Here is a 22,808-nt window from a genome sequence, read left to right on the forward strand (position 1 = left end):
ATCAGCCCTTTCTGATCCGGAAGACGCCGAATTGCATCAGACCAGTAGCGAAGGCCCAGTGCATCAGCAGCAAGGTCGGCGTTTCTCTCAGGCCTTGCAGGACCGCTTTCGGTCCCAGGCTGAGCACCGCCCAGGGACGGCGGACGCCCTCGATGATCGAGTCAATCCATGAGGGGAGCGTGGCCTGGGTCCAGTCACCGGTGACGATCTCGCCACGGTTGTGCACGCTGTTGTCGAGGTTTTGGCGGAACCCCTTGATGCTGGCGAATTCAGGGTGGGCCCATTGGTTGAGCAGCTGACGCATCACCCAGCGTTCGGTTCGCGTCATGCCGCCGTCAGATGGATCCCGGCGGTTCCAGTCGGCCACTGCAAGCAGACCCCCCGGTCGCATCACCCGCAGCAGCTCATCGGCATAACGCTGCTTGTCCGGCATGTGGGGACCGGCCTCCACACTCCAAACCGCATCAAAGCTCTGATCGGGCAGTTGAAGATCCAAGGCGTCCATCACCTGGAAGCGGCAGCTCAGGCCTGATGGGGTGAGTTGTGTGGCTCGTTCCACTTGGGCAGGGCTGATGCTGATGCCGAGAACGTTCAATCCGTAATCCCGCGCCAGGATTCGGGCACTGCCACCGATGCCGCATCCCACATCCAGCACCCGGCTTCCGGCAGGGAGTTGGTCCAAACCGCTCCATCGCACCAGCTCGTGGACGAAGGCTTCCTTGGCTTCGCGGAAGTCGCAGGAGCCGGGCGGGGTCCCGTAATGACCGAGATGGACATGCTCTCCCCAGAGCTGCTCCAACAAACGGTCTTCCGTCCAGGCGTCGTAGGCGGAGGCGACACTCTCCGACGATTCGTAGCGCCGGTCACGGCGAAGCCAAAGTGCAACTCCGGTGGCGCCAACGGCGCCGGCTACCACCAACAGAGATCCCAACATCACTTCAGATCCATCAACACAGTGCGGGCCGCCAGTTGGCGTCGGGTGTGATCCAACATTTCAAATTGCTGACTCAACCGTTCGTGGGTGTCGGTCAGTTCCAGAAGACTCTGTTGCTCCGAGGCGGCCTGATCCAGATGGGCGCTGATCCAGAAGGAGAGCTCCCGCGGTAGATCAGGCAGATCGTCAGGCAGTTCCACCTCTCGGTTTTGCAGTTTGCTGGTGAGCTGAACGACGTCATTCAAGGCTTCGCTCACCTTGTCCCGCAGGCTGTTGAGCTGGTCGGTGTCGGCCACGGGCTCATCCTCAAGCCAGCTCACCATCCCTGTTCGGTAGGGCGTTTCCCGCGTGATGTTGAGCAGCCGGAACCGCTGTTGGCCCAACGAAACGATGTAGCTGCGACCGTCTTCCGTTGTTTGATGCTGAAGCACCTCAGCGCAGCAACCGATTTCGGCCATTTCGCCGTTCTCGGGGTTGATGCGAACGATGCCAAATCGTTTGTCGGTCTCCAGAACCGTCTGGAGAAGCATCCGATAACGCGATTCAAAAATGTGCAGCGGCAGGAGCTGCTGCGGGAACAACACGACGTCCGGCAGGGGGAACAGGGGAAGCTCCCTCACAGAAAAATCGGACACGAACGCCGTGTTGTAGGCAACTGAATCCTAGGAAAATGAAGTTCTGATCGAAAGGATCAGAGCTTCACTTCGATGTCCACACCACTGGGGAGATCAAGCTTCATCAGCGCGTCGATGGTTTTGGCCGACGGGCTGTAGATGTCGATGATGCGACGGTGGGTGCGGGTCTCGAAGTGCTCGCGGGAGTCCTTGTCCACGTGGGGAGAGCGCAGAACGCAGTAGATCTTGCGTTTCGTGGGCAGGGGGATCGGACCGATTGCAGTTGCAGCGGTGTTATCGGCCGTTTCAATGATTTTCTCGCAAGAAAGATCGAGCATGCGGCGGTCAAACGCCTTCAGGCGGATGCGGATCTTCTGCTGAGCGATGGCAGTGGACATAGGAAGGGAGCGAAAAAGCTTCGAGCTCGAAGCAGGACTTCAGTTGTCGAGGTTCTGAGAAATGTAGGAGATGGGGGGCTGAGCCCCTCCATCTCCTGCTGTGCGGTTCAGCTTGCGCTGATCACTCGATGATCTTGGAGACCACGCCAGCACCGATGGTGCGGCCGCCTTCGCGAATAGCGAAGCGCATGCCTTGCTCGATGGCGACGGGGCAGATCAGCTCACCGGTCATCTGGATGTTGTCACCAGGCATCACCATTTCCACGTTGGAACCGTCTTCCGCGGTGAAGGCAGTGATTTGGCCGGTAACGTCCGTTGTACGGATGTAGAACTGCGGGCGGTAGCCAGCGAAGAAGGGAGTGTGGCGGCCGCCTTCTTCCTTCTTGAGCACGTACACCTGACCCTCGAACTTGGTGTGAGGGGTGATGGAACCGGGCTTCACGAGCACCATGCCGCGCTCGATCTCTTCCTTCTGGATGCCGCGCAGCAGCAGACCAACGTTGTCGCCAGCCATGCCCTCATCGAGCAGCTTGCGGAACATTTCCACGCCGGTGACGGTGGTCTTGCGGGTGTCCTTGATGCCGACGATTTCGATCTCTTCGCCGACCTTGACGATGCCGCGCTCGATACGGCCGGTGGCCACGGTGCCGCGACCGGTGATGGAGAAGACGTCTTCCACAGCCATCAGGAAGGGCTTGTCCACTTCCCGCTCAGGCTCAGGGATGCTGGTGTCAACAGCCGCCATCAGTTCCTCGATCTTGGCTTCCCACTCAGCCTCGCCTTCGATGGCCTTCAGGCCGGAGACCTGAACCACGGGGATGTCGTCGCCGGGGAAGTCGTAGCTGGAGAGCAGTTCGCGGATCTCCATCTCCACCAGTTCGATGATCTCTTCGTCATCGACCATGTCGCACTTGTTGAGTGCAACCACCAGAGCGGGAACGCCCACCTGCTTGGCCAGAAGGATGTGCTCCTTGGTCTGGGCCATGGGGCCGTCGGTGGCGGCACACACCAGGATGGCGCCGTCCATCTGAGCGGCACCGGTGATCATGTTCTTCACATAGTCCGCGTGGCCAGGGCAGTCCACGTGGGCGTAGTGACGGGTCTCGGTCTCGTACTCAACGTGAGCGGTGTTGATGGTGATGCCGCGCTCACGCTCCTCAGGAGCACCGTCGATGTCGGCGTAGTCCTGAACTTCAGCCTGACCCTTCTTGGCGAGCACGTTGGTGATCGCAGCGGTGAGGGTGGTCTTGCCGTGGTCAACGTGGCCGATGGTGCCGATGTTGACGTGGGGCTTGTTCCTTTCGAACTTCTCGCGTGCCATGGGTGTTTAAAGAATCGAGGGTTGGATTTGGAGGAGTTTAGAGATCAGGAATTGCCCTGATTCTTGGAAATGATGGCCTCGGCCACATTGCGAGGAACTTCGGCGTAATTGTCGAATTCCATCGAGAAAATGCCCCGGCCCTGGGTCATGGAGCGGAGCTCGGTGGCGTAACCGAACATCTCGGCAAGGGGCACCTTGGCCGAGATTTTGGACGTGCCGTCTTCGACGGACTGGCCCTCAACCTGACCTCGACGGGAGGACAGGTCGCCGATGATCGAACCGAGGAAATCCTCGGGAGCTTCGACCTCGACCTTCATCATCGGCTCAAGCAGCACAGGGTTGCACTTCTTGACTCCGTCCTTGAAGGCCATGGATCCGGCGATCTTGAACGCCATCTCCGAGGAGTCGACGTCGTGATAGGAGCCATGCACCAAGGTGCATTTCACATCGATGAGGGGGTATCCGGCGATCACACCGGATTCGCAGGTCTCCTTCATGCCCTGCTCGGCGGGCTTGATGTATTCCTTCGGAACGACACCGCCCACGATCTTGTTGACGAATTCGAAGCCGGAGCCGGGCTCGCCCGGTTCCATCTCGATCACAACGTGGCCGTACTGGCCCTTACCACCGGTCTGACGGGAGAACTTGCCCTCGCCACCTGCGGAACCACGGATGGTTTCGCGGTAGGACACCTGAGGTGCGCCGATGTTGGCTTCCACCTTGAACTCACGCAGCATGCGGTCCACCAGGATTTCCAGGTGGAGTTCGCCCATGCCGGCGATCACGGTCTGGCCGGTCTCGGAGTCGGTGTTGACGCGGAAGGTGGGGTCCTCTTCAGCCAGAGCAACCAGGGCCTTGGAGAGCTTCTCCATGTCGCCCTTGGTCTTCGGCTCAACAGCCACGGAGATCACCGGTTCAGGGATGAACAGGGTCTCGAGAACGATCGGATCGTCCTGGGTGCAGAGGGTGTCACCCGTGGTGGTGTTCTTCAGTCCGAGCACCGCACCGAGGTCGCCGGCACGCAGTGCGTCGACTTCCTCACGGTCGTCAGCCTTGAGCACCACGAGGCGGGAGATGCGCTCCTTCTCGCCTTTGGTGGAGTTGAGCACGTAGCTGCCCTTCTCGAGGATGCCGGAATACATCCGAACGAAGGTGAGCTTGCCGTAGGGATCTGCCATCACCTTGAAGGCGAGGGCGCTGAAGGGGGCGTTGTCGTCGGACGGACGAACCGCTTCGCTGCCGTCGGGGAGCACACCCTGGATGGGGGGAACGTCGACGGGGGCGGGCAGGTAGTCGATCACAGCGTCGAGCACCAGCTGCACACCTTTGTTCTTGAAGGCGGAGCCGCAGAGCATGGGCACCAGGCCGTGCTTGAGCACGCCCTCACGGATGCCTTTCTTGAGCTCGTCAACGGTGAGTTCGCCGGTTTCGAGGAACTTCTCGATCAGAGCTTCATCGGTTTCGGCGACGGTCTCCATCAAGGTGTTCCGCCATTCGGCCACCTCGTCGGCCATGTCGGCCGGAACGTCGGCTTCTTGGATGTCGGTGCCGAGATCGTTCTTATAAATGTAGGCCTTGTTGGCAACGAGATCGATGATGCCGCTCAGCTCACCTTCAGCACCGATCGGAAGCTGGATCGGTACAGCGTTGGCCTTGAGGCGATCCTTGATCTGGCCGTGAACCTTGAGGAAGTCCGCACCGGTGCGGTCCATCTTGTTCACGAACACCATCCGGGGAACCGAATAGCGATCGGCCTGACGCCAGACGGTTTCCGATTGGGGCTGAACGCCACCAACGGCGCAGAAGACGGCGATCACACCATCCAGCACACGCATGGAGCGCTCCACCTCAATGGTGAAGTCCACGTGGCCAGGCGTGTCGATGATGTTGATCCGATGGTCCTGCCAGGACGTCGAAATGGCAGCTGCGGTGATCGTGATGCCACGCTCCCGTTCCTGGGCCATCCAGTCGGTCACGGCGGCGCCGTCATGCACCTCGCCGATCTTGTGGACCACACCCGAATAAAACAGGATGCGTTCGGTAGTGGTGGTTTTGCCGGCATCGATGTGAGCAGCGATACCAATATTTCTGACGCGTTCCAGGGGGAAGTCGCGGGCCACAGGAAATTCTCCGGGGGTGGGGCGTGAAAAGGCGGAGAGACTCTACAGGCCAGCCATGAACATCTGTGTTGATGGCTGGCCTGCGAGGCTCAGTAGCGGTAGTGGGCGAAAGCTTTGTTGGCTTCGGCCATCTTGTGGGTTTCTTCGCGCTTGCGAACGGCGTTGCCGGCCTCGTTGGCGGCATCCATCAGTTCGCCAGCCAACTTCTGGGCCATGCTCCGGCCGTTGCGGGCACGGGAGAAGCTCACCAGCCAGCGAAGAGCCATAGCGGTGCCGCGCTCCTGGCGCACTTCCATGGGCACCTGATAGGTGGCACCACCAACACGGCGGGCGCGCACTTCCACCAGGGGGGTGGCGTTCTTGACAGCTGTTTCGAACAGTTCGAGCGGATCTCCGCCGGTGCGCTCGTTGATCAGGCCGAACGCGTCGGACAGGATCCGTTGCGCTGTCGACTTCTTGCCGTGCTGCATCAAGCGCACCACCATCATCGTGGCGAGGCGGCTGTTGAACTGCGGGTCGGGAAGAATCGGGCGCTTCTCAGCGGCGTTGCGGCGTGACATTTAGGGATCAGAACTTGATGGGGATGGGGAAGAAACCGGTGATCACTCCTTCGGAGCCTTGGCGCCGTACTTGGAGCGGGACTGACGCCGGTCTTTCACGCCAGCGGTATCCAGGGTTCCGCGGATGATGTGGTAGCGGACGCCAGGGAGGTCTTTGACACGACCGCCGCGGATCAACACCACCGAGTGCTCCTGCAGGTTGTGACCGACACCGCCGATGTAGGCCGTGACCTCAAAGCCGGAGGTCAGGCGTACACGAGCCACCTTGCGCAGCGCCGAATTCGGCTTTTTGGGCGTTGAGGTGTAAACGCGGGTGCAAACACCGCGACGCTCGGGGCAGGACTTCAAAGCCGGGGACTTGGTCTTGGCCTTGAGGCGTGAGCGCTCAGTGCGGATCAGCTGTTGGATGGTTGGCATCGATGGTCGGTGAGCGGTCGGACTCCCGACCTGATTCGACAATCGACCACGATACCGGGTGACGGTCCCCCCTCAAAGGCGGCTGAAGGCACTGCCGCAGGCACAGGGTTCAACCCCATCGCTGTTGCGGATCAGAAAACCACCACCACTGAGGTCGCCGCGGTAGTCCAGGCAAAGGCCTTCAAGCAATTTGAGCTGTTCTGCAGGGGCGTGCAGGGTCACGCCATCGGCCCTTGCGATCGCAACGCCGGCCAGATGTCCTGCCCGGATGCGCAGCACATGGTGTGCGCATTCGCCAGGCGTGAGATCGAGATGCATCTGCCCCGGCGTTCCCGCAACGGCCGCCTGTCGCCCTAGCTCGGCAGCAGCGGCAGCGGTCAGCCGCAGATTGGCAGCCATGCTCAGTTCCTCGGGGCCCCCACTGTTGCAGGTCTCAGAGGGGGATGAGCCCCAGGCCGTTGTGGACTCTTGGGGTGCTGCTTCGCCCATTCATCACGGTGCGTCCGGCCACCACGAGGGTGGTGGAGCTGCCGCCATCCATGTTCAAGGCATCGCGCAGCCCCAGTTGCTGGGCTGCCAGGGCTGTTTCCACCAGGGTGGGATCACTGCCGGCGGCGCCACGCAAGGTCATCAGCCACTGACCGCTCGGCCCCTGGCCCACCACCGTTCTTGGTGCCGCCAAGCTCATGAAGCCAGGGCTGAATCCCTCCTGGCGTCCATTCAGAACCACGTTGCCGTTCTGCATCAGTAGTGGACCGCCGCCCAGAACATTGGGTTGTTGCGCCAGGGAGGAGAGGGATCTGGATGTCACTCGGATCCGATCCCCAGGCCGTGCTGGCAGCGGCGTACGTCCCCTGGCCACCACCAATTCAGCGTCTTTGGGGATGGCGATGCCGCGTTGCAGGCTGTTCTTGTCGACCGTTGCTTCGACACGGCCGCCGCGAATCAACAGTGCTTCCTCCTCGCCGCTCAGGGCCCGGTAGCGGGGCCCCCACGCAGGTGTGTAGAGGCTCAGCCCCTTCTGGACGTAGCCGCTGTTGAGGGCCATGAGGCTCCAACGGCGACCGTTGTTCACCTGCAGCGTCTGATTCAGACGCAGCCGGCCGAACTGCAGATCCCCTGAGGATCCCCAAGCGATCACACCGCGGTTCAGGATCGGACCGGACAGCCAGACCCCCTGATGCCGCACGGCCCCCAAGGGGAGTTGGTTGATCCGGTTGAAAAAGCCTCCGTTCACTGCGACCAGTGCCCCGGCGGGTTGGGAGAGCTGAGGCAGAAAACGCAGACCCTGTTGCTGCTCGGCTTTGACCAGAGGCTGAAGGGTGATGCCGAGACGGCTCAGCCGTCCGCCGGCACGGAACACCTGAATGGGTTTCACCCCCACCTTGATGGTGCGTTGCTCCAGGACGAAGCCCCGCCTCAGCCATTCGGCCACGGCTGGGTTGCGGAGGGGGAGACGTGCGCGCTGGACCGGGCGGTGACCACCGGTCTGCACACCATCCAGCACCACCCGCCAAGGGGACGCCAGGCTCAGGCTCCTCAGCTTGGTGGCTTGTCCCTTCAGCACAAGGCCGCCGTGGCGATGTAGCTGTGGCGAGAGCCCCCATGCCTTGAGTTGACGTTCCTGGGTCCGCGACAGCTTGAGCTCCAGCAAAAGGTCGCCGTTCAAGCGCTGCACCAGGGCGGGACCGTTCAGGTCCAGCACCAACCGATCGGCTGTTGAACCCTTGCCGCGGCGCAGGTTGTTCACCGTTGGCAGGGGCAGCCGAAGCTCCAGGGTGTTTTCCCTCACTTGGGCGCGGACGCCAGTCGCGGCCAGCCAGTCGCTCACTTCGAGGCCGACTTCATCACCGAGTGAACGGGTCGCCAATGCGGTCAATGCGACCGTTCGACCAAACCATTCCAGTGCTTCTCCATCGAGACGGGACACCCGCCGGAACCCCAGACGGGATTCCAGAACCTCTAGGGGCAGCCAAAGTTCCTCCGGTTCTGCGTCGCTGCCCCGCCAGAGCCAAACCGCTTTGCTGCGCTCTCTCCCGATCAGCACCTCCTCACCGCTCTGGTTCGGCACAGGGCGAAGCTCAGGCGGTGGCGCGGGAAGTGGGGCAAAGGCCAGCATGAAATGCCTTGGCGGAGAGGCGCCTGCCTAGGATCGTCCCTCGAGATGGATTCTGCAGAGCTCGAAGCTGCAGGCCCATGCGATCGTCCGGTTGAGTTCCCTATGTCTGACGCCATCCGTTCCGCTGTCTGGCCTTACTGCGACAGCCCTGCACCCGAGGTTGTTGCGGGCGAGAAGGATGCGTGTGGCGTTGGTTTCCTGGCTCAGCTCCAGGGGCAGGCCAGTCACTGGGTGCTGGAGCAGGCCCTGCGTGGTCTGGGATGCATGGAGCACCGTGGCGGTTGCGGGGGAGATGGCGACTCCGGAGACGGCGCGGGGGTGTTGTGTGAAATTCCCTGGCCGTATCTGAAAGCCGTCTGGCCCGAGGCGGCTGCAGCACGGGGCCTCGGCATGATGTTCATGCCGACCGATGCCAGCCGTCGTGCTGAGGTTCGGGGTCTGTGTGATGAAGAGGCCAAAGCCCTTGGCTTGCAGCCTCTGGGGTGGCGAACGGTGCCTGTCGACCCTGCGGTTCTCGGGCCTTTGGCTCGTGCCACAGCCCCCGTGATCGAGCAGTGGGTGCTGAATGGTGATGCCGACGACGCAAGCTTTGATGGCCAGCTGCTGCGGTTGCGGCGCCGTATCGGTGCCCGTGTGCGGGCCGCTCTGGGTGCTGAGGTGGCCCAGGACGTTTATGTCGCCTCCCTGAGCAGCCGGACGGTTGTTTACAAGGGAATGGTGCGATCCGAGGTGCTGGCGCTTTTCTACGCCGACCTGCAGGACCCACGATTTGAGGTGAGCTTTGCGGTGTATCACCGCCGTTTCAGCACCAACACCCTGCCGCGTTGGCCCCTGGCTCAGCCAATGCGGCTTCTGGGGCACAACGGCGAAATCAACACGCTGCTGGGCAACCTCAACTGGGCCAAGGCTTCAGAAGCCAGCCTCGAGAACGTCTGGGGTGAGGCGGCTGACGACCTGATTCCGGTGGTGAACCCTGCCTTCAGCGATTCCGCTAACCTGGACGCCATTCTGGAATTGATGGTGCGCAGTGGGCGGTCGATCACCGACAGCCTGATCACACTGGTGCCCGAAGCGTTTCGCAATCAGCCCGATCTCGACAGCCGTCCCGATGTGACGGCGATGTACGAATTCAACGCGGGCATTCAGGAACCCTGGGACGGCCCGGCCCTGTTGGTGTTCGCCGACGGCAAGCGAGTGGGTGCAACGCTCGATCGCAATGGGCTGCGTCCGGCGCGTTGGTGCACCACCGCTGACGGCTTCGTGATCATGGGATCGGAGACCGGCGTGGTGGATCTCAGCGGCAAGACGATTGTTCAGAAAGGTCGTCTTGGCCCGGGTCAGATGGTGGCCGTCGATCTTGAACGCGGCGAGTTGCTCGACAACTGGTCGGTGAAGGAAGACGCGGCGCAGCGCTTCCCTTATGCCGATTGGCTGCAGAAGCATCGCCGCGGCGTGGCCCCCCAGCCCTGGACCCAGGACCGGCAGGTGGGTGAACTCGATCTGCTGCGGTTGCAGACCGCGATGGGGTTCACCGCCGAAGACTTCGATCTGATCATCGAGGACATGGCTGCCCTCGGCAAGGAGCCGACCTACTGCATGGGCGATGACATCCCCCTGGCGGTGCTCTCCGACAAGCCCCACCTGCTTTACGACTACTTCAAGCAGCGTTTCGCCCAGGTCACCAACCCTCCGATCGATCCCCTGCGGGAAAAGCTGGTGATGAGCCTGGAGATGCACCTTGGTGAGCGCCGGCCCGCCCTGAAGCCCCAGCCGGAAGCTGCCTCCGTCATCCATCTGGAGACGCCCGTTTTGAACGAGGCAGAACTGGCGGCCATCAGTGAGCAGGGTTTGCCCGTCAAGACGGTCTCCACTCAGGTGGCTGTGGAGTCGTGTGCGGGAGGCCTGCAACAGGCCATCGCGGCGCTGTGCAGCGTTGCGGAACAGGCGGTGCGTGACGGAGCCCAAGTTCTGGTGCTGTCCGACCGGGTCGATGGCACGGGGGCGGCTGCCCCGCTGACCCCCACCACGGTGGCGATGCCTGCCTTGCTGGCCGTGGGTGCCGTTCATCACCATCTGCTGCGCCAGAAGCTGCGGCTGCAGTGCTCTCTGGTGGTGGATACGGCCCAGTGCTGGAGCACCCATCACATGGCCTGCCTGATCGGTTACGGCGCCAGTGCCGTCTGCCCCTGGCTCACCTGGGAGACCACCCGCCACTGGCTGGATCACCCCAAGACCAAGAAGCGGATCGAACAGGGCAAGTTGCCCGCCCTGGATGCCAATCAAGCCCAGGCCAACGTTCGTGAGTCGCTGGAGAACGGCCTGCGCAAGATTCTCTCCAAGATCGGAATTTCATTGCTGGCCAGCTACCACGGCGCTCAGATCTTTGAAGCGATCGGCTTGGGAGCGGATGTGGTGGAGACCGCCTTCACCGGAACGACCAGCCGTGTTGCCGGGATGACGTTGGCCGAGCTGGCGAACGAAACGCTCTCGATGCACGCCAAGGCTTTCCCTGAGCTCAACCGCAGCAAGCTCGAATTCATGGGCTTCGTTCAGTACCGCAGTGGTGCTGAGTACCACCGCAACAATCCCGAGCTGTCGAAGGCGCTGCACAAGGCGGTGGCTCAGGGCCCTGGTTATGACCATTTCTCCACCTACCAGGCCTTGCTGGAAAACCGACCGGTGATGGCCCTGCGGGATCTGCTGGAGTTCAAGTTGGCTCCTATCCCAGTGCCCCTGGATCAGGTGGAGAGCGTCGAGAGCATCTGCACCCGCTTCTGCACGGGCGGCATGAGCCTGGGCGCTTTGTCCCGCGAAGCCCATGAAGTGCTGGCCGTGGCGATGAATCGCATCGGCGGCAAGAGCAACAGCGGTGAAGGCGGCGAAGACCCTGCCCGCTTCCAGATCCTCAAGGATGTGGATGGCGAGGGCCGTTCCGCTTCATTCCCCAGCATTGGTGGTTTGCGCAATGGGGACACCGCCTGCTCGGCAATCAAGCAGGTGGCTTCAGGTCGTTTCGGTGTGACGGCGGAATACCTGCGCAGCGGCAAGCAGCTGGAGATCAAGGTGGCCCAGGGCGCCAAGCCCGGTGAAGGTGGTCAGCTGCCAGGGCCCAAGGTCGACAAGTACATCGCCTGGTTGCGCAACAGCAAGCCAGGTGTGGCCTTGATTTCACCGCCGCCACACCACGACATCTATTCGATTGAAGACCTGGCGCAGTTGATCCATGACCTGCATCAGGTGCATCCCGCTGCTCCCGTGAGCGTGAAGCTGGTGGCCGAGATCGGCATTGGCACCATCGCTGCGGGTGTGGCCAAGGCCAACGCCGATGTGATCCAGATCTCCGGTCACGACGGTGGCACCGGTGCCTCTCCCCTGAGTTCGATCAAGCACGCCGGCAGCCCCTGGGAACTGGGCCTCACCGAGGTGCATCGTTCCCTGGTGGAAAACGGTTTGCGCGATCGGGTTCTGTTGCGCGCCGACGGAGGTTTGAAAACAGGCTGGGATGTGGTGATCGCTGCCCTTCTGGGGGCGGAGGAATACGGCTTCGGCTCGATCGCAATGATCGCCGAGGGCTGCGTCATGGCTCGCGTTTGTCACACCAACAACTGCCCTGTGGGAGTGGCCACGCAGAAGGAGAACCTGCGCAAGCGTTTCACCGGCATTCCTGAGCATGTCGTCAATTTCTTCTGGTATGTCGCCGAGGAAGTGCGTCAGCTGATGAGCCTGCTCGGCGTCAGCCGTCTCGAGGAGCTGATCGGTCGCACGGATCTGCTCCAAGCCCGCTCGGTTGATCTGGCCAAGACCAAGGGTGTGGATCTCTCCAGCCTGCTGGCCCCGATCAGCGGCGCCGAAGATCGCTCTTGGCTTCGCCACAGCGACGAGGCCCACGGCAACGGACCGATCCTTGAGGATCAGCTCCTCGCCGACGCTGAACTGATGGGTGCCCTGGAGAACCACGGTTCCATCAGCCGCAGCATCGAGATCATCAACACCGATCGCAGTGTTTGTGCCCGTCTGGCCGGTGAAATCGCCCAGCGCCATGGCAACCGCGGCTTCAAGGGACAGCTCGATCTCACCTTCCGGGGGGCAGCAGGCCAGAGCTTCGGGGCCTTCCTGGTGCAGGGCATGCAGGTTCGTCTGGAAGGTGAAGCCAACGACTACGTGGGCAAGGGCATGAACAGTGGTTGCATCACCCTGGTGCCATCAGACGGTTGTGCCTCTCCGGGTGACCAGGTGATCCTCGGCAACACCTGTCTCTACGGGGCCACCGGCGGTGAGTTGTTTGCCCATGGCCGGGCTGGTGAGCGCTTCGGTGTTCGCAACAGCGGCGCCCGCACGGTTGTGGAGGGAGCTGGTGACCACTGCTGTGAGTACATGACCGGTGGCGTCGTCGTTGTTCTCGGCAGCACCGGCCGCAATGTCGGCGCTGGCATGACCGGTGGAGTGACCTTCCTGCTGGATGAGGAGGGGCGTGTCGCTCCTCGGGTGAACCCGGAGATTGTGGAGGTCTGCACCATCACCACTCATGAGCAGGAGTCGCTGCTGAAGGGTCTGCTGGAACGGCATGTGGCGCTCACGGGAAGTGAGAAGGCTGCTGCTCTCCTGGCCGATTGGTCTGCGGCGAAGGGTCGCTTCAAGGTGTTGGTCCCCCCCAGTGAGCGGGAGGCGATGGGATTGGCTGACAAGCAGGCTGTGGCGGCCTAGCGCCGTCCCCAGTCCGTGGCCTGGTTCGTCAAGACCGAAACCTTCACGGCCGTCGCCGCCGCTCTCTCCGTTGAGCAGCGGCGACCCACCCTGGAGGCTCACCGCCATTGGGTTTCAGTGGAAGCTGCAGCAGGCCGCCGTCTACGCAGCGGCTACCTGGTGGATGGCGATCGGCGTCCGGGCGGCGGGGGTTTGTTGATCTTTGAAGCGTCGTCCTATGCCGATGCCCTGGCGTGGGTGCAGAACGACCCGATGATCCGCGATGGCCTCGTGGACTGGCAGGTGCAGGAATGGATCCCCGTCAGCGGGGATGGCTGGCCATGAGCCGTTGCACTTCGCCGGCGTGGTAGCTGCTGCGGGTGAGTGGTGTGCTGACCACCTGGAGGAAGCCCAGCTCCTTTTCGCCCACGGTTCTGTAGGTCTCGAATTGCTCCGGGGTGACAAAGCGGTCGACGGCCAGGTGCTTGGGGCCAGGTGAGAGGTACTGACCGATGGTGACGATGTCGACCTTGTGTTTGCGCAGATCCCGGAGCGTCTCGATCACCTCTTCATCGGTTTCCCCGAGCCCCACCATCAGGCCCGACTTGCTGTAGGCCTTGGGCCATTTGTCCCGCACCCGTTGCAGCAGCTCGAGGGAGCGTTCATAGATGCCCTGGGGCCGCGCCAGGCGGTACATCCGCGGCACCGTTTCAATGTTGTGGTTCAGCACGTGGGGGGCGGCGGCCATCACCGTTGCCAGGGCATCCCAGTTGCCGCAGAAGTCGGGGATCAGCAGCTCAATCGTGGTGAGCGGTGAGCGTTGCTTCACCTGTTCGATGCAGGCCACGAACTGGGACGCACCACCATCGGCGAGATCGTCGCGGTTCACTGAGGTGATCACCACGTGCTTCAGGCCCAGACGGGCCACTGCCTCCCCAAGCCGTTGCGGCTCGGTGGGATCGAGCTCGCGCACGCTCTTGTCGAAGTCGATGTCGCAGTAGGGGCAGGCGCGGGTGCAGCCGGGCCCCATGATCAAAAACGTGGCGGTGCCGCCTGCAAAGCATTCGCCGATGTTGGGGCAGCTGGCCTCCTGGCAGACCGTGTTCAGGTTCAAGTCCAGCAGCAGGTCGGCCACGGCGCCGATTCGCTCGCGCTGCGGAGCCTTAACGCGCAACCACTCCGGCTTGAGCACGGCGAAGCATCTTCAATCCATGACCCTAGTCGTTGCTGAGATCCGCCTGGATTTCGCTTCACTGCGATCTTTTAAGATTGCAGTGCCGGGATGTGGCGCAGTTTGGTAGCGCACTTCGTTCGGGACGAAGGGGCCGCAGGTTCGAATCCTGTCATCCCGATTCTTGGTTTGCATGGCACTGCCTGGTCTTGATGGAGGCCTGAGCTAAGCCGAAAAAGACTTGGCGATCATTGGAGACTTGCTCCGGGGTACCCCCGTGGCGTCACCATCCAGCCATCCTCTGCACGGCTGCTGCTGTTCCCGATCAGAACAAGCGTGAGCATGTCAACGGATTCCGGATTCAAGCGCTCAAGGCTCGTGAGCTCACGGGATTCCTCTGCGCGGCCCAGCTGCCGCGCCAGCGTCACCGGGGTTGTGGGGGGGCGGTGTTTCAGCAGGATTTCCTTGGCCTGTCCAAGCTGCCAGTCCCGGCCCTTGGAGCGTGGGTTGTACAGAGCGAGCACAAAATCTCCAGCGGCGGCGGCCTCCAGTCGCTTTTCGATCACGGCCCATGGCGTGAGGCGATCGCTGAGGCTCACGCAGCAGAAATCATGCATCAGTGGCGCTCCGGCCCGGGCGGCGGCCAGCTGGAAGGCTGATATGCCGGGATGCACCGCGAAGCTGGGTCGCTCCTGCTCGGGTTGCTGGAGCAGCAGCTCCAGGGCCAATCCCGCCATGCCGTAGATCCCGCTGTCGCCGGAGGAGATCAGAGCAACCTTGGCCCCTTGTTGGGCCAAGCGCAGCGCTTCGGCACAGCGGTCCCATTCCCGGGTGAGCTGGCCATCGAATCGGACCTGATCCGGCCGGCGCAGGGGCTCCAGAAGATCGAGGTAGAGGCTGTAGCCAACCCAGGCGCAGCAACGGGAGAGGGCCGCTTTGGCGTCTCCGCTGAGCAGGGACAGATCCCCTGGACCGCTCCCCACCAGATGCAGCTCGCCCCTCTCTGGCGCATAGGGGAGGGCTGCCTCGGCAATGGCCACCGTCACGGCACCCTGCTCCCCTGTTGCCGGACGGCTGATTCGCTTGGGCTGGATCAGATGAGCTTGTTCGCCCGCAGCCAGCAAGGCCGCTGCTTCAGCCACCGACGCGGTCCCCATTTCCTGGCGCACCACTTCGGAGGGATTGGGCACGTCGATGGATGCAAGCGCGTGCTCCGCAAAGGTTCGGAACGGCCATGCCCTGGTGCGGCTTAGCTCTTGCAGGGCCGGTTCATCGGCTTTCCGCGCTGCGCTTGCGATGCCTGCGATCGCCTCTTCTGCCAGTCCTGCTGTTGCCAAGGCCTCGGCAATGGCCTTCTCCACCAGCGAAACACTGGTGTTGCGCTCACATCCGATGCCGATCCAGAGCGTTGCTGGATGCCACTGGCAATCACCCTCACGGTGCGCTCCGATCACGAGATCAGCGGCGTCTGGCACATCATCCGGATCGATGTTGTGCAGCAAGGGATGGCCTTCAGGGCCTCGCCAGGCGGTGGATCCACTGCTCTGGTGAACGCTGATGCTGGATCCCTGGGATTGCCGCACCATCAGATCGCGCCAATGGGCCACCGATCCGCTGCGTTTCCAGCCCCAGCCCTCGCCAAAAGCATCCAGGGGGAGACGTCCTTCATTGGCACAGGCGCCTGTGATCACCGCCTGCCCGCCGAGATCCATGGCAATTTCCCGAGCGCGTTGTTCGGCCCCTGCGGAATGGCCTCCCAACAGCGGAATGATGAATTCTCCTTTCGGGTCAAGCACCAGAACGGCCGGATCCTTCTCCTTGCCTCGGATCCGAGCTGCAATCAGGCGCGTCACTGCTCCCACGGCGCCGACGAACAACACGACGTTCTCTACCGTCCAGTGCCCATCAAGGGCGGTGCTGATGTCTTGATCGGCTGGTTTGATCCGGTCGATGTGGCCGCGCAGCAGCAAACGCTCCAACAGCGGCATGGCGCTGGGGCTCAGTCCTAGGCCCAGAGCGGGAGCGGCAGATGTGGGGTTCAGGGCAGGAAATCCGGATCAGGGCTTGCGCAAGCGCCCATCGCTGTTGAGCAACTCACGGGCTGATCCTCCCAGGCTGCTGCTTGGCTTCAGTTTGGGTTCCTCGTCGGCTGGCTGCTGAGGCTTCGCTTGCTTTTCCTGGGCAGGAGGGGCAGGAGTGGGCCGATCAGCTTCTGATTTGGATGGCTGTTCAGCAGGTGGCTGTTCAGCAAGCGGCTGGGCAACAAGGGTCGACTCAGACTCCTGCTCTTCGTTTTCCTCTGGTGCCGCGGGCTGGGGGGTGGCCTCGGCCTTGGTTTCAACCTCGTCCTTGACGACGGCCTCGGCTTTGAGCTCAGCCTGAGGAAGGTCTCGGGGCTGTTCTGTCTTCTCCTGTTGTTTCTCCTCAGTCTTTTGAGGAGGCTCTGGCGAGGATTCGACCACCTCCAGAACATCAGGCTCAGGGGAGCCGCTCAGGCGCGCGAGCTGGCTTTCGGTGAGGCGTGGGCGCATCCAGCCCGGCTTGGCACCGGATGCGGCTTTCAGATGAATCAGCTGATTGTTGAAGACTGGTGTAATTGGCTCGCCCAGCCCATTCAGCAGTTCCATCTGAATGTCATGGCTGCCTGAGCCGTTCGATCCTTTGAGCCAAAGGGCTTCCTGGTGATCAACCAAAAAGCTGTCCCCATCAATGCTGATGCGGAGTCGCCAGCGTCCATCGCCCTCTCGCAGGTTTTGCAGCGGAGCATTCCAGATCAGCCAATCCACCAACAGGGGTTGCAGGCCCTGCTCTCCGGCTGGTGAGACAGGGACCAGCCAGGGGGCATCACGTTCGGGTTGTGTGCCCTGCAGTTTTTGCCAGAGGTGCACGCGTCCCTGGACTGAGGCCCCCGGTGCTTGAACGGCTTCTCCCCAGGGGTAAGCAGCCCAGGCGCTGAACCGGTGACTGCCCGCCTCCAGGTCATCGATGCGGACCTTCAGGCGGTTTCCATCGCTTTTGCTCAGTCGTAGGGGAGCGCGGTTGTCGATTTGGAGCACCACATGGGGCCCCAGGCCCAATTCGGGGTCGCTGCTGAGGGGCCAGTCGTCGATTTCGAAACGCAGCTCAAGAGCGTCAGAAGAAACGATGCTGTCGTTGCTTGGATCGATCAGCCGCAGGGAGGGGCGGTGCTGTTGCAGCTTCTGGCGCAGCTGTTGCACTGCCCCTGGAGGAGCCACTTCCTGGAGTTTCCCGCTGGGGGCTGAACTCGGCAGCGGTTTGGCAGCGGACCCTGCATCGCGATTGAAGAATCCAGGGCACGCATGAACAGGTAAGCCGGCACCAAGAAGCAGCACTGCTGCCAGCAGAACAGCCCATATCGACTTCAGGCCAGGGCGACGCATCGGGCATGAACAGATCCGATCATTCTGAACAATCCGCCCTTCACTGTCAGAGTTTTAGTTATTTAGGAAGGAAATATGCGTGAAATTGTATTGCTTACTGCCTGGGATCTTTGTTGTTTCGCTGATTCTCAGCCTTCTGCAGACGCCTGTCGCTGACTGGCTCGCCACGGGATTGAACCTTTGTAACTCAGGGCCCTTTAACCCCCTTCTCCGCCCCTATGCTTCCGCCAGCGGTCCCCTCTTTGGGGCCCCAGCTTCAGTGCAGGCAAGGGGTTTCGACCCCTTTGCAGTACTGACGCCCGAACGCTGATTCCTTGCGAATCCTTGTTCGGGGCCCCGATTGGCTTCGGCCCTTCGGAGGGGTGGCCCACCACCTCGAAACCCGTCCCTCGAGGAACGACTCGATGACCATCAGCCCACCTGAGCGTGGGAGTGACGCGAAAAGCCAGGTCGAGAAGGTTGACAATCCAGCAACCTTCGAGCTGTTCGGTAAGCCCGGACACTTCGACCGAGCTCTCGCGAAAGGTCCCAAAACCACCACCTGGGTTTGGAACCTTCACGCCAACGCTCACGACTTCGACGCTCACACGAGCGACCTTCAAGAGGTCTCTCGGCGGATCTTCTCCGCCCATTTCGGCCACCTGGCCGTCATCTTCATCTGGCTCAGCGGTGCCTTCTTCCATGGCGCCCGCTTCTCCAACTATTCCGGTTGGCTTGCTGATCCCACCCATGTGAAGCCAAGCGCCCAGCAGGTCTGGGCCGTCTTCGGCCAAGAAGTCCTCAACGGCGACATGGGTGCCGGTTTCCAAGGCATCCAAATCACCTCAGGCCTCTTCCAGATGTGGCGGGCCTGGGGCATCACCAGCGAAACCCAGCTCATGGCTCTGGCCATCGGTGCCCTGGTGATGGCCGGCCTCATGCTCAACGCCGGTGTTTTCCACTACCACAAGGCTGCGCCAAAGCTGGAGTGGTTCCAGAACGTTGAGTCAATGCTGAACCACCACCTGGCAGGTCTGCTGGGTCTCGGTTCACTGTCCTGGGCTGGTCACGTCATCCACGTGTCTGCCCCTGTTACCAAGTTGATGGATGCCATCGACGCCGGCCAACCGCTGGTGCTGAATGGCAAGACCATCGCTTCGGCTGCAGACATTCCGCTGCCTCACGAGTTCTTCAATCAGGACCTGCTGGCGCAGCTGTATCCCGGTTTCAGTGCTGGTGTCGGTGCCTTCTTCTCCGGCAACTGGGCTGCCTACAGCGATTTCCTCACCTTCAAGGGTGGTTTGAATCCTGTAACGGGAAGCCTTTGGATGACCGACATCGCCCATCACCATGTGGCGATTGCCGTGATGTTCATTGTTGCCGGTCACATGTACCGGACCAACTGGGGCATCGGTCACTCCATCAAGGAGATCCACGAAGGTCAGAAGGGTGATCCCCTGCTGTTCCCTGCCACTAACGGTCACGACGGTCTTTACGACTTCATGACCAATTCCTGGCATGCCCAGCTGGCGGTCAACCTCGCCATCGGCGGTTCAGTGAGCATCATCGTTGCTCAGCACATGTACGCGATGCCTCCGTATCCGTACCAAGCGATCGATTACCCCACCCAGATCGGGCTCTTCACCCATCACATCTGGATCGGCGGCTTCCTGATCGTTGGTGCCGGCGCTCACGCCGCCATCGCCATGGTTCGCGATTACGACCCCGCCAAGCACATCGACAACGTGCTGGATCGGGTGCTCAAGGCTCGCGACGCCATCATCAGTCACCTCAACTGGGTCTGCATCTGGCTCGGAGCCCACAGCTTCGGCCTGTACATCCATAACGACACCATGCGTGCCCTGGGTCGTCCCCAGGACATGTTCAGCGATTCGGCGATCTCCATTCAGCCGATCTTTGCTCAGTGGATTCAGAACGTGCACGCCGCAGCTGCTGGCAGCACAGCTCCCAACGCCCTCGCGGGTGTGAGTGAAGTTTTCAACGGTTCCGTTGTCGCCGTCGGCGGCAAGGTTGCCGCTGCTCCCATGCCGCTCGGCACCGCCGACTTCATGGTTCACCACATCCACGCCTTCACGATTCACGTGACGGTGCTGATCCTGCTGAAGGGTGTCCTGTACGCCCGTAGCTCCCGCCTCATCCCTGATAAGGCCAACCTGGGCTTCCGCTTCTCCTGCGATGGTCCTGGTCGTGGTGGCACCTGCCAGGTTTCCGCTTGGGACCACGTGTTCCTGGGCCTGTTCTGGATGTACAACTCCCTGTCTGTTGTGATCTTCCACTTCTCCTGGAAGATGCAGAGCGACATCTGGGGAACGGTGAATGCCGACGGTTCCGTCGCGCACATCACCAACGGCAACTTTGCCCAAAGCGCCATCACCATCAATGGCTGGCTGCGTGACTTCCTGTGGGCTCAGGCCGTTCAGGTGATCAACAGCTATGGCTCGAACACGGCCGCCTACGGAATCATGTTCCTCGGCGCCCACTTCGTGTTCGCCTTCAGCCTGATGTTCCTCTTCAGCGGCCGCGGCTACTGGCAGGAACTGATTGAGTCCATCGTCTGGGCTCACAACAAGCTGAAGGTGGCTCCCGCCATCCAGCCCCGTGCTCTTTCCATCATCCAAGGCCGTGCCGTGGGTGTTGCCCATTACCTCTTGGGCGGAATTGCGACCACGTGGGCCTTCTTCCACGCCCACATTCTTGTGGTCGGCTGACCTCACCTGACCTCTCCCTCTAATGGCAACGAAATTCCCTTCGTTCAGCCAGGGTCTGGCCCAGGACCCGACAACCCGCCGTATTTGGTACGGGATCGCCACGGCTCACGACTTCGAGAGCCATGACGGAATGACGGAGGAGCGCCTCTACCAGAAGCTCTTCTCCACCCATTTCGGTCACCTCGCGATCATCGGCCTGTGGGTTTCGGGAAACCTGTTCCACATCGCCTGGCAGGGCAACTTCGAGCAGTGGGTCGCCGACCCCCTGCACGTGCGCCCCATCGCTCACGCAATCTGGGATCCCCACTTCGGTCAAGGCGCCATTGACGCCTTCACCCAAGCGGGTGCTTCCTCCCCGGTGAACATCGCCTACTCAGGCCTTTATCACTGGTTCTACACAATCGGCATGAAGACGAATGCCGAGCTGTATCAGGGTTCCATCTTCATGATGATCCTGTCGGCTTGGGCCCTCTTCGCCGGCTGGTTGCACCTGCAGCCCAAGTTCCGTCCTTCCCTGGCCTGGTTCAAAAACGCTGAATCGCGTCTGAACCACCACCTGGCTGTCCTCTTCGGCTTCAGCTCCATCGCCTGGACCGGTCACCTGGTTCACGTTGCGATCCCCGAAGCCCGCGGTCAGCACGTTGGTTGGGACAACTTCCTCAACGTTCTGCCTCACCCCGCCGGTCTTGGACCCTTCTTCACCGGTAACTGGGGTGTGTACGCCGAAAACCCCGATTCTCTGAATCAGGTCTTCGGTAGTTCCGAAGGTGCCGGCACCGCCATCCTCACCTTCCTCGGTGGCTTCCACCCTCAGACAGAAGCCCTCTGGCTGACGGACATCGCCCACCACCACCTGGCCATCGGTTGCCTCTTCGTGATCGCCGGCCACATGTACCGGACCAACTTCGGTATCGGTCACTCCATCAAGGAGATCCTCGAAACCCACAACCCCCCGAAGGGCACCCCCGGTGACCTCGGTGCTGGCCACAAGGGTCTCTACGACACCATCAACAACAGCCTGCACTTCCAGCTGGGTCTGGCTCTCGCCTCCCTTGGCGTGGTCACCAGCCTCGTTGCGCAGCACATGTACTCGATGCCGTCGTATGCCTTCATCGCGAAGGACTACACGACTCAGGCAGCCCTGTACACCCACCACCAGTACATCGCCATCGCGCTGATGTGTGGTGCCTTCGCCCACGGTGCGATCTTCTTCATCCGTGACTACGACCCCGAAGCCAACAAGGACAACGTCCTGGCCCGGATGCTCGAGCACAAGGAAGCGATCATCAGCCACCTGAGCTGGGTCTCCCTGTTCCTCGGTTTCCACACCCTCGGCCTCTACGTCCACAACGATGTGGTCGTTGCCTTCGGTACCCCCGAGAAGCAGATCCTGGTTGAGCCCGTGTTCGCCCAGTTCGTTCAGGCCGCCTCTGGTAAGGCCATGTACGGAATGGACGTGCTGCTCTCCAACGCCTCCAGCTCCGCCAGCCTTGCTGCCCAGAACATTCCTGGTGAGCACTACTGGCTGGACGCGATCAATGGCAACACCGATGTGTTCCTGCCTATCGGTCCTGGTGACTTCCTGGTTCACCACGCCATTGCTCTGGGTCTGCACACCACCACCCTGATCCTTGTGAAGGGTGCCCTGGATGCCCGCGGCTCCAAGCTGATGCCCGACAAGAAGGACTTCGGCTACTCCTTCCCCTGCGACGGCCCCGGCCGTGGCGGCACCTGCGACATCTCTGCCTGGGACGCCTTCTACCTGGCTGTCTTCTGGGCTCTGAACACCGTGGGTTGGCTCACCTTCTACTGGCACTGGAAGCACCTGGCCATCTGGTCCGGCAACGTGGCCCAGTTCAACGAATCCAGCACCTACCTGATGGGCTGGTTCCGCGACTACCTGTGGCTCAACTCCTCCCAGTTGATCAACGGCTACAACCCGTTCGGCAGCAACAACCTCGCCGTCTGGGCTTGGATGTTCCTCTTCGGACACCTGGTTTGGGCCACCGGCTTCATGTTCCTGATCTCCTGGCGGGGTTACTGGCAGGAACTGATCGAGACCATCGTCTGGGCTCACCAGCGCAGCCCCATCGCCAACATGATGGGTTACCGCGACAAGCCTGTGGCACTGTCCATCGTTCAGGCCCGTGTCGTCGGCTTGGCTCACTTCACCGTTGGCTATGTCTTGACGTACGCCGCCTTCCTGATTGCCTCGACTTCAGGGAAATTCGGTTGATTCCTTCCTGAATTAACCCGCGACGAGTCGTTCCTCGTTTCAAACGTCCCCACTCGGTTCGCCGGGTGGGGATTTTTGTTGTCTGTTCTTCGGAGTGGTTCTGTTGAGCCGCGTTGTTGTTCTCGT

General features: G+C 61.7%; 16 protein-coding genes and 1 tRNA gene. 5 read left to right on the forward strand and 12 right to left on the reverse strand.

Translation table 11 applies throughout. The annotated features are described in order from the left end of the window. Nucleotide 1: 1 nt before the first annotated feature. From SynRS9907_RS01505 to SynRS9907_RS01545, 9 genes are all read right to left on the reverse strand, one after another. The gene (locus SynRS9907_RS01505; protein WP_188021604.1) at nucleotides 2-934 is read right to left on the reverse strand and encodes a methyltransferase domain-containing protein; all 933 of its coding nucleotides are present in this window, start codon (nucleotides 932-934) and stop codon (nucleotides 2-4) included. After that, complete coding sequence (locus SynRS9907_RS01510; RefSeq protein ID WP_115010442.1) at nucleotides 934-1,569, reverse strand: LON peptidase substrate-binding domain-containing protein; 636 nt, start codon at nucleotides 1,567-1,569, stop codon at nucleotides 934-936. Before SynRS9907_RS01510 ends, SynRS9907_RS01505 begins: the two co-directional genes overlap by 1 nt. Before the next feature lie 56 nt (nucleotides 1,570-1,625). Continuing rightward, the gene (gene rpsJ / locus SynRS9907_RS01515) at nucleotides 1,626-1,946 is read right to left on the reverse strand and encodes a 30S ribosomal protein S10 (protein WP_011363346.1); all 321 of its coding nucleotides are present in this window, start codon (nucleotides 1,944-1,946) and stop codon (nucleotides 1,626-1,628) included. Between the two features lie 121 nt (nucleotides 1,947-2,067). Next, the gene (gene tuf, locus SynRS9907_RS01520; RefSeq protein ID WP_188021605.1) at nucleotides 2,068-3,267 is read right to left on the reverse strand and encodes an elongation factor Tu; all 1,200 of its coding nucleotides are present in this window, start codon (nucleotides 3,265-3,267) and stop codon (nucleotides 2,068-2,070) included. A 44-nt stretch (nucleotides 3,268-3,311) separates the two neighbouring features. Continuing rightward, nucleotides 3,312-5,387, reverse strand: coding sequence for an elongation factor G (gene fusA, locus SynRS9907_RS01525; RefSeq protein ID WP_188021606.1), 2,076 nt, complete (start codon nucleotides 5,385-5,387; stop codon nucleotides 3,312-3,314). An 89-nt stretch (nucleotides 5,388-5,476) separates the two neighbouring features. Further along, on the reverse strand, nucleotides 5,477-5,947 hold the full coding sequence (gene rpsG, locus SynRS9907_RS01530; RefSeq protein ID WP_006849937.1) for a 30S ribosomal protein S7: 471 nt from the start codon (nucleotides 5,945-5,947) through the stop codon (nucleotides 5,477-5,479). Between the two features lie 42 nt (nucleotides 5,948-5,989). Beyond that, complete coding sequence (rpsL, locus tag SynRS9907_RS01535) at nucleotides 5,990-6,364, reverse strand: 30S ribosomal protein S12 (protein ID WP_006850614.1); 375 nt, start codon at nucleotides 6,362-6,364, stop codon at nucleotides 5,990-5,992. A 72-nt stretch (nucleotides 6,365-6,436) separates the two neighbouring features. Next, nucleotides 6,437-6,763, reverse strand: a complete 327-nt coding sequence (locus SynRS9907_RS01540) for an AIR synthase (RefSeq protein WP_188021607.1) — start codon at nucleotides 6,761-6,763, stop codon at nucleotides 6,437-6,439. Nucleotides 6,764-6,797: 34 nt separating this feature from the next. After that, the gene (locus tag SynRS9907_RS01545) at nucleotides 6,798-8,483 is read right to left on the reverse strand and encodes a phosphodiester glycosidase family protein (RefSeq protein WP_188021608.1); all 1,686 of its coding nucleotides are present in this window, start codon (nucleotides 8,481-8,483) and stop codon (nucleotides 6,798-6,800) included. Between the two features lie 102 nt (nucleotides 8,484-8,585). Between SynRS9907_RS01545 and gltB the strand changes: the two genes are divergently transcribed. Together gltB and SynRS9907_RS01555 are read left to right on the forward strand one after the other, a co-directional pair. After that, nucleotides 8,586-13,187, forward strand: coding sequence for a glutamate synthase large subunit (gene gltB, locus SynRS9907_RS01550; RefSeq protein ID WP_188021609.1), 4,602 nt, complete (start codon nucleotides 8,586-8,588; stop codon nucleotides 13,185-13,187). Nucleotides 13,188-13,202: 15 nt separating this feature from the next. Then, the gene (locus tag SynRS9907_RS01555) at nucleotides 13,203-13,511 is read left to right on the forward strand and encodes a YciI family protein (RefSeq protein WP_188021610.1); all 309 of its coding nucleotides are present in this window, start codon (nucleotides 13,203-13,205) and stop codon (nucleotides 13,509-13,511) included. Here SynRS9907_RS01555 and lipA read toward each other — a convergent pair. Beyond that, nucleotides 13,489-14,358: a lipoyl synthase gene (lipA, locus tag SynRS9907_RS01560; RefSeq protein ID WP_188021611.1), complete on the reverse strand. Its 870-nt coding sequence runs from the start codon at nucleotides 14,356-14,358 to the stop codon at nucleotides 13,489-13,491. The two genes, SynRS9907_RS01555 and lipA, sit on opposite strands and share 23 nt — an antisense overlap. A gap of 86 nt (nucleotides 14,359-14,444) precedes the next feature. Here lipA and SynRS9907_RS01565 point away from each other — a divergent pair. Beyond that, nucleotides 14,445-14,518: transfer RNA gene (locus tag SynRS9907_RS01565), tRNA-Pro, on the forward strand. A gap of 67 nt (nucleotides 14,519-14,585) precedes the next feature. On the opposite strand, the gene cobJ is transcribed toward SynRS9907_RS01565, so the two are convergent. Then, on the reverse strand, nucleotides 14,586-16,325 hold the full coding sequence (gene cobJ, locus SynRS9907_RS01570; RefSeq protein ID WP_188021612.1) for a precorrin-3B C(17)-methyltransferase: 1,740 nt from the start codon (nucleotides 16,323-16,325) through the stop codon (nucleotides 14,586-14,588). Between the two features lie 69 nt (nucleotides 16,326-16,394). After that, nucleotides 16,395-17,738, reverse strand: coding sequence for a hypothetical protein (locus SynRS9907_RS01575; protein WP_188021613.1), 1,344 nt, complete (start codon nucleotides 17,736-17,738; stop codon nucleotides 16,395-16,397). A 404-nt stretch (nucleotides 17,739-18,142) separates the two neighbouring features. Here SynRS9907_RS01575 and psaA point away from each other — a divergent pair, with 404 nt between their 5' ends. Both psaA and psaB read left to right on the forward strand, forming a co-directional pair. After that, the gene (gene psaA / locus SynRS9907_RS01580; RefSeq protein WP_115010450.1) at nucleotides 18,143-20,446 is read left to right on the forward strand and encodes a photosystem I core protein PsaA; all 2,304 of its coding nucleotides are present in this window, start codon (nucleotides 18,143-18,145) and stop codon (nucleotides 20,444-20,446) included. A 22-nt stretch (nucleotides 20,447-20,468) separates the two neighbouring features. Then, nucleotides 20,469-22,682 carry a photosystem I core protein PsaB gene (psaB, locus tag SynRS9907_RS01585; protein ID WP_114987216.1) on the forward strand — a complete coding sequence of 738 codons (2,214 nt, stop codon included), beginning with the start codon at nucleotides 20,469-20,471 and terminating at the stop codon, nucleotides 22,680-22,682. Nucleotides 22,683-22,808 lie beyond the last annotated feature (126 nt).

Source organism: Synechococcus sp. RS9907, assembly GCF_014279615.1.
Taxonomy (GTDB): Bacteria; Cyanobacteriota; Cyanobacteriia; order PCC-6307; family Cyanobiaceae; genus Parasynechococcus.

Excerpts from the sequence above, each read along its gene's own strand:
- SynRS9907_RS01505 (WP_188021604.1), bottom strand. The coding sequence starts at position 934 with ATGTTGGGATCTCTGTTGGTGGTAGCCGGCGCCGTTGGCGCCACCGGA.
- rpsJ (WP_011363346.1), bottom strand. The coding sequence starts at position 1,946 with ATGTCCACTGCCATCGCTCAGCAGAAGATCCGCATCCGCCTGAAGGCG.
- tuf (WP_188021605.1), bottom strand. The coding sequence starts at position 3,267 with ATGGCACGCGAGAAGTTCGAAAGGAACAAGCCCCACGTCAACATCGGC.
- rpsG (WP_006849937.1), bottom strand. The coding sequence starts at position 5,947 with ATGTCACGCCGCAACGCCGCTGAGAAGCGCCCGATTCTTCCCGACCCG.
- rpsL (WP_006850614.1), bottom strand. The coding sequence starts at position 6,364 with ATGCCAACCATCCAACAGCTGATCCGCACTGAGCGCTCACGCCTCAAG.
- SynRS9907_RS01540 (WP_188021607.1), bottom strand. The coding sequence starts at position 6,763 with ATGGCTGCCAATCTGCGGCTGACCGCTGCCGCTGCTGCCGAGCTAGGG.
- SynRS9907_RS01545 (WP_188021608.1), bottom strand. The coding sequence starts at position 8,483 with ATGCTGGCCTTTGCCCCACTTCCCGCGCCACCGCCTGAGCTTCGCCCT.
- gltB (WP_188021609.1), top strand. The coding sequence starts at position 8,586 with ATGTCTGACGCCATCCGTTCCGCTGTCTGGCCTTACTGCGACAGCCCT.
- cobJ (WP_188021612.1), bottom strand. The coding sequence starts at position 16,325 with ATGCCGCTGTTGGAGCGTTTGCTGCTGCGCGGCCACATCGACCGGATC.
- SynRS9907_RS01575 (WP_188021613.1), bottom strand. The coding sequence starts at position 17,738 with ATGCGTCGCCCTGGCCTGAAGTCGATATGGGCTGTTCTGCTGGCAGCA.
- psaA (WP_115010450.1), top strand. The coding sequence starts at position 18,143 with ATGACCATCAGCCCACCTGAGCGTGGGAGTGACGCGAAAAGCCAGGTC.
- psaB (WP_114987216.1), top strand. The coding sequence starts at position 20,469 with ATGGCAACGAAATTCCCTTCGTTCAGCCAGGGTCTGGCCCAGGACCCG.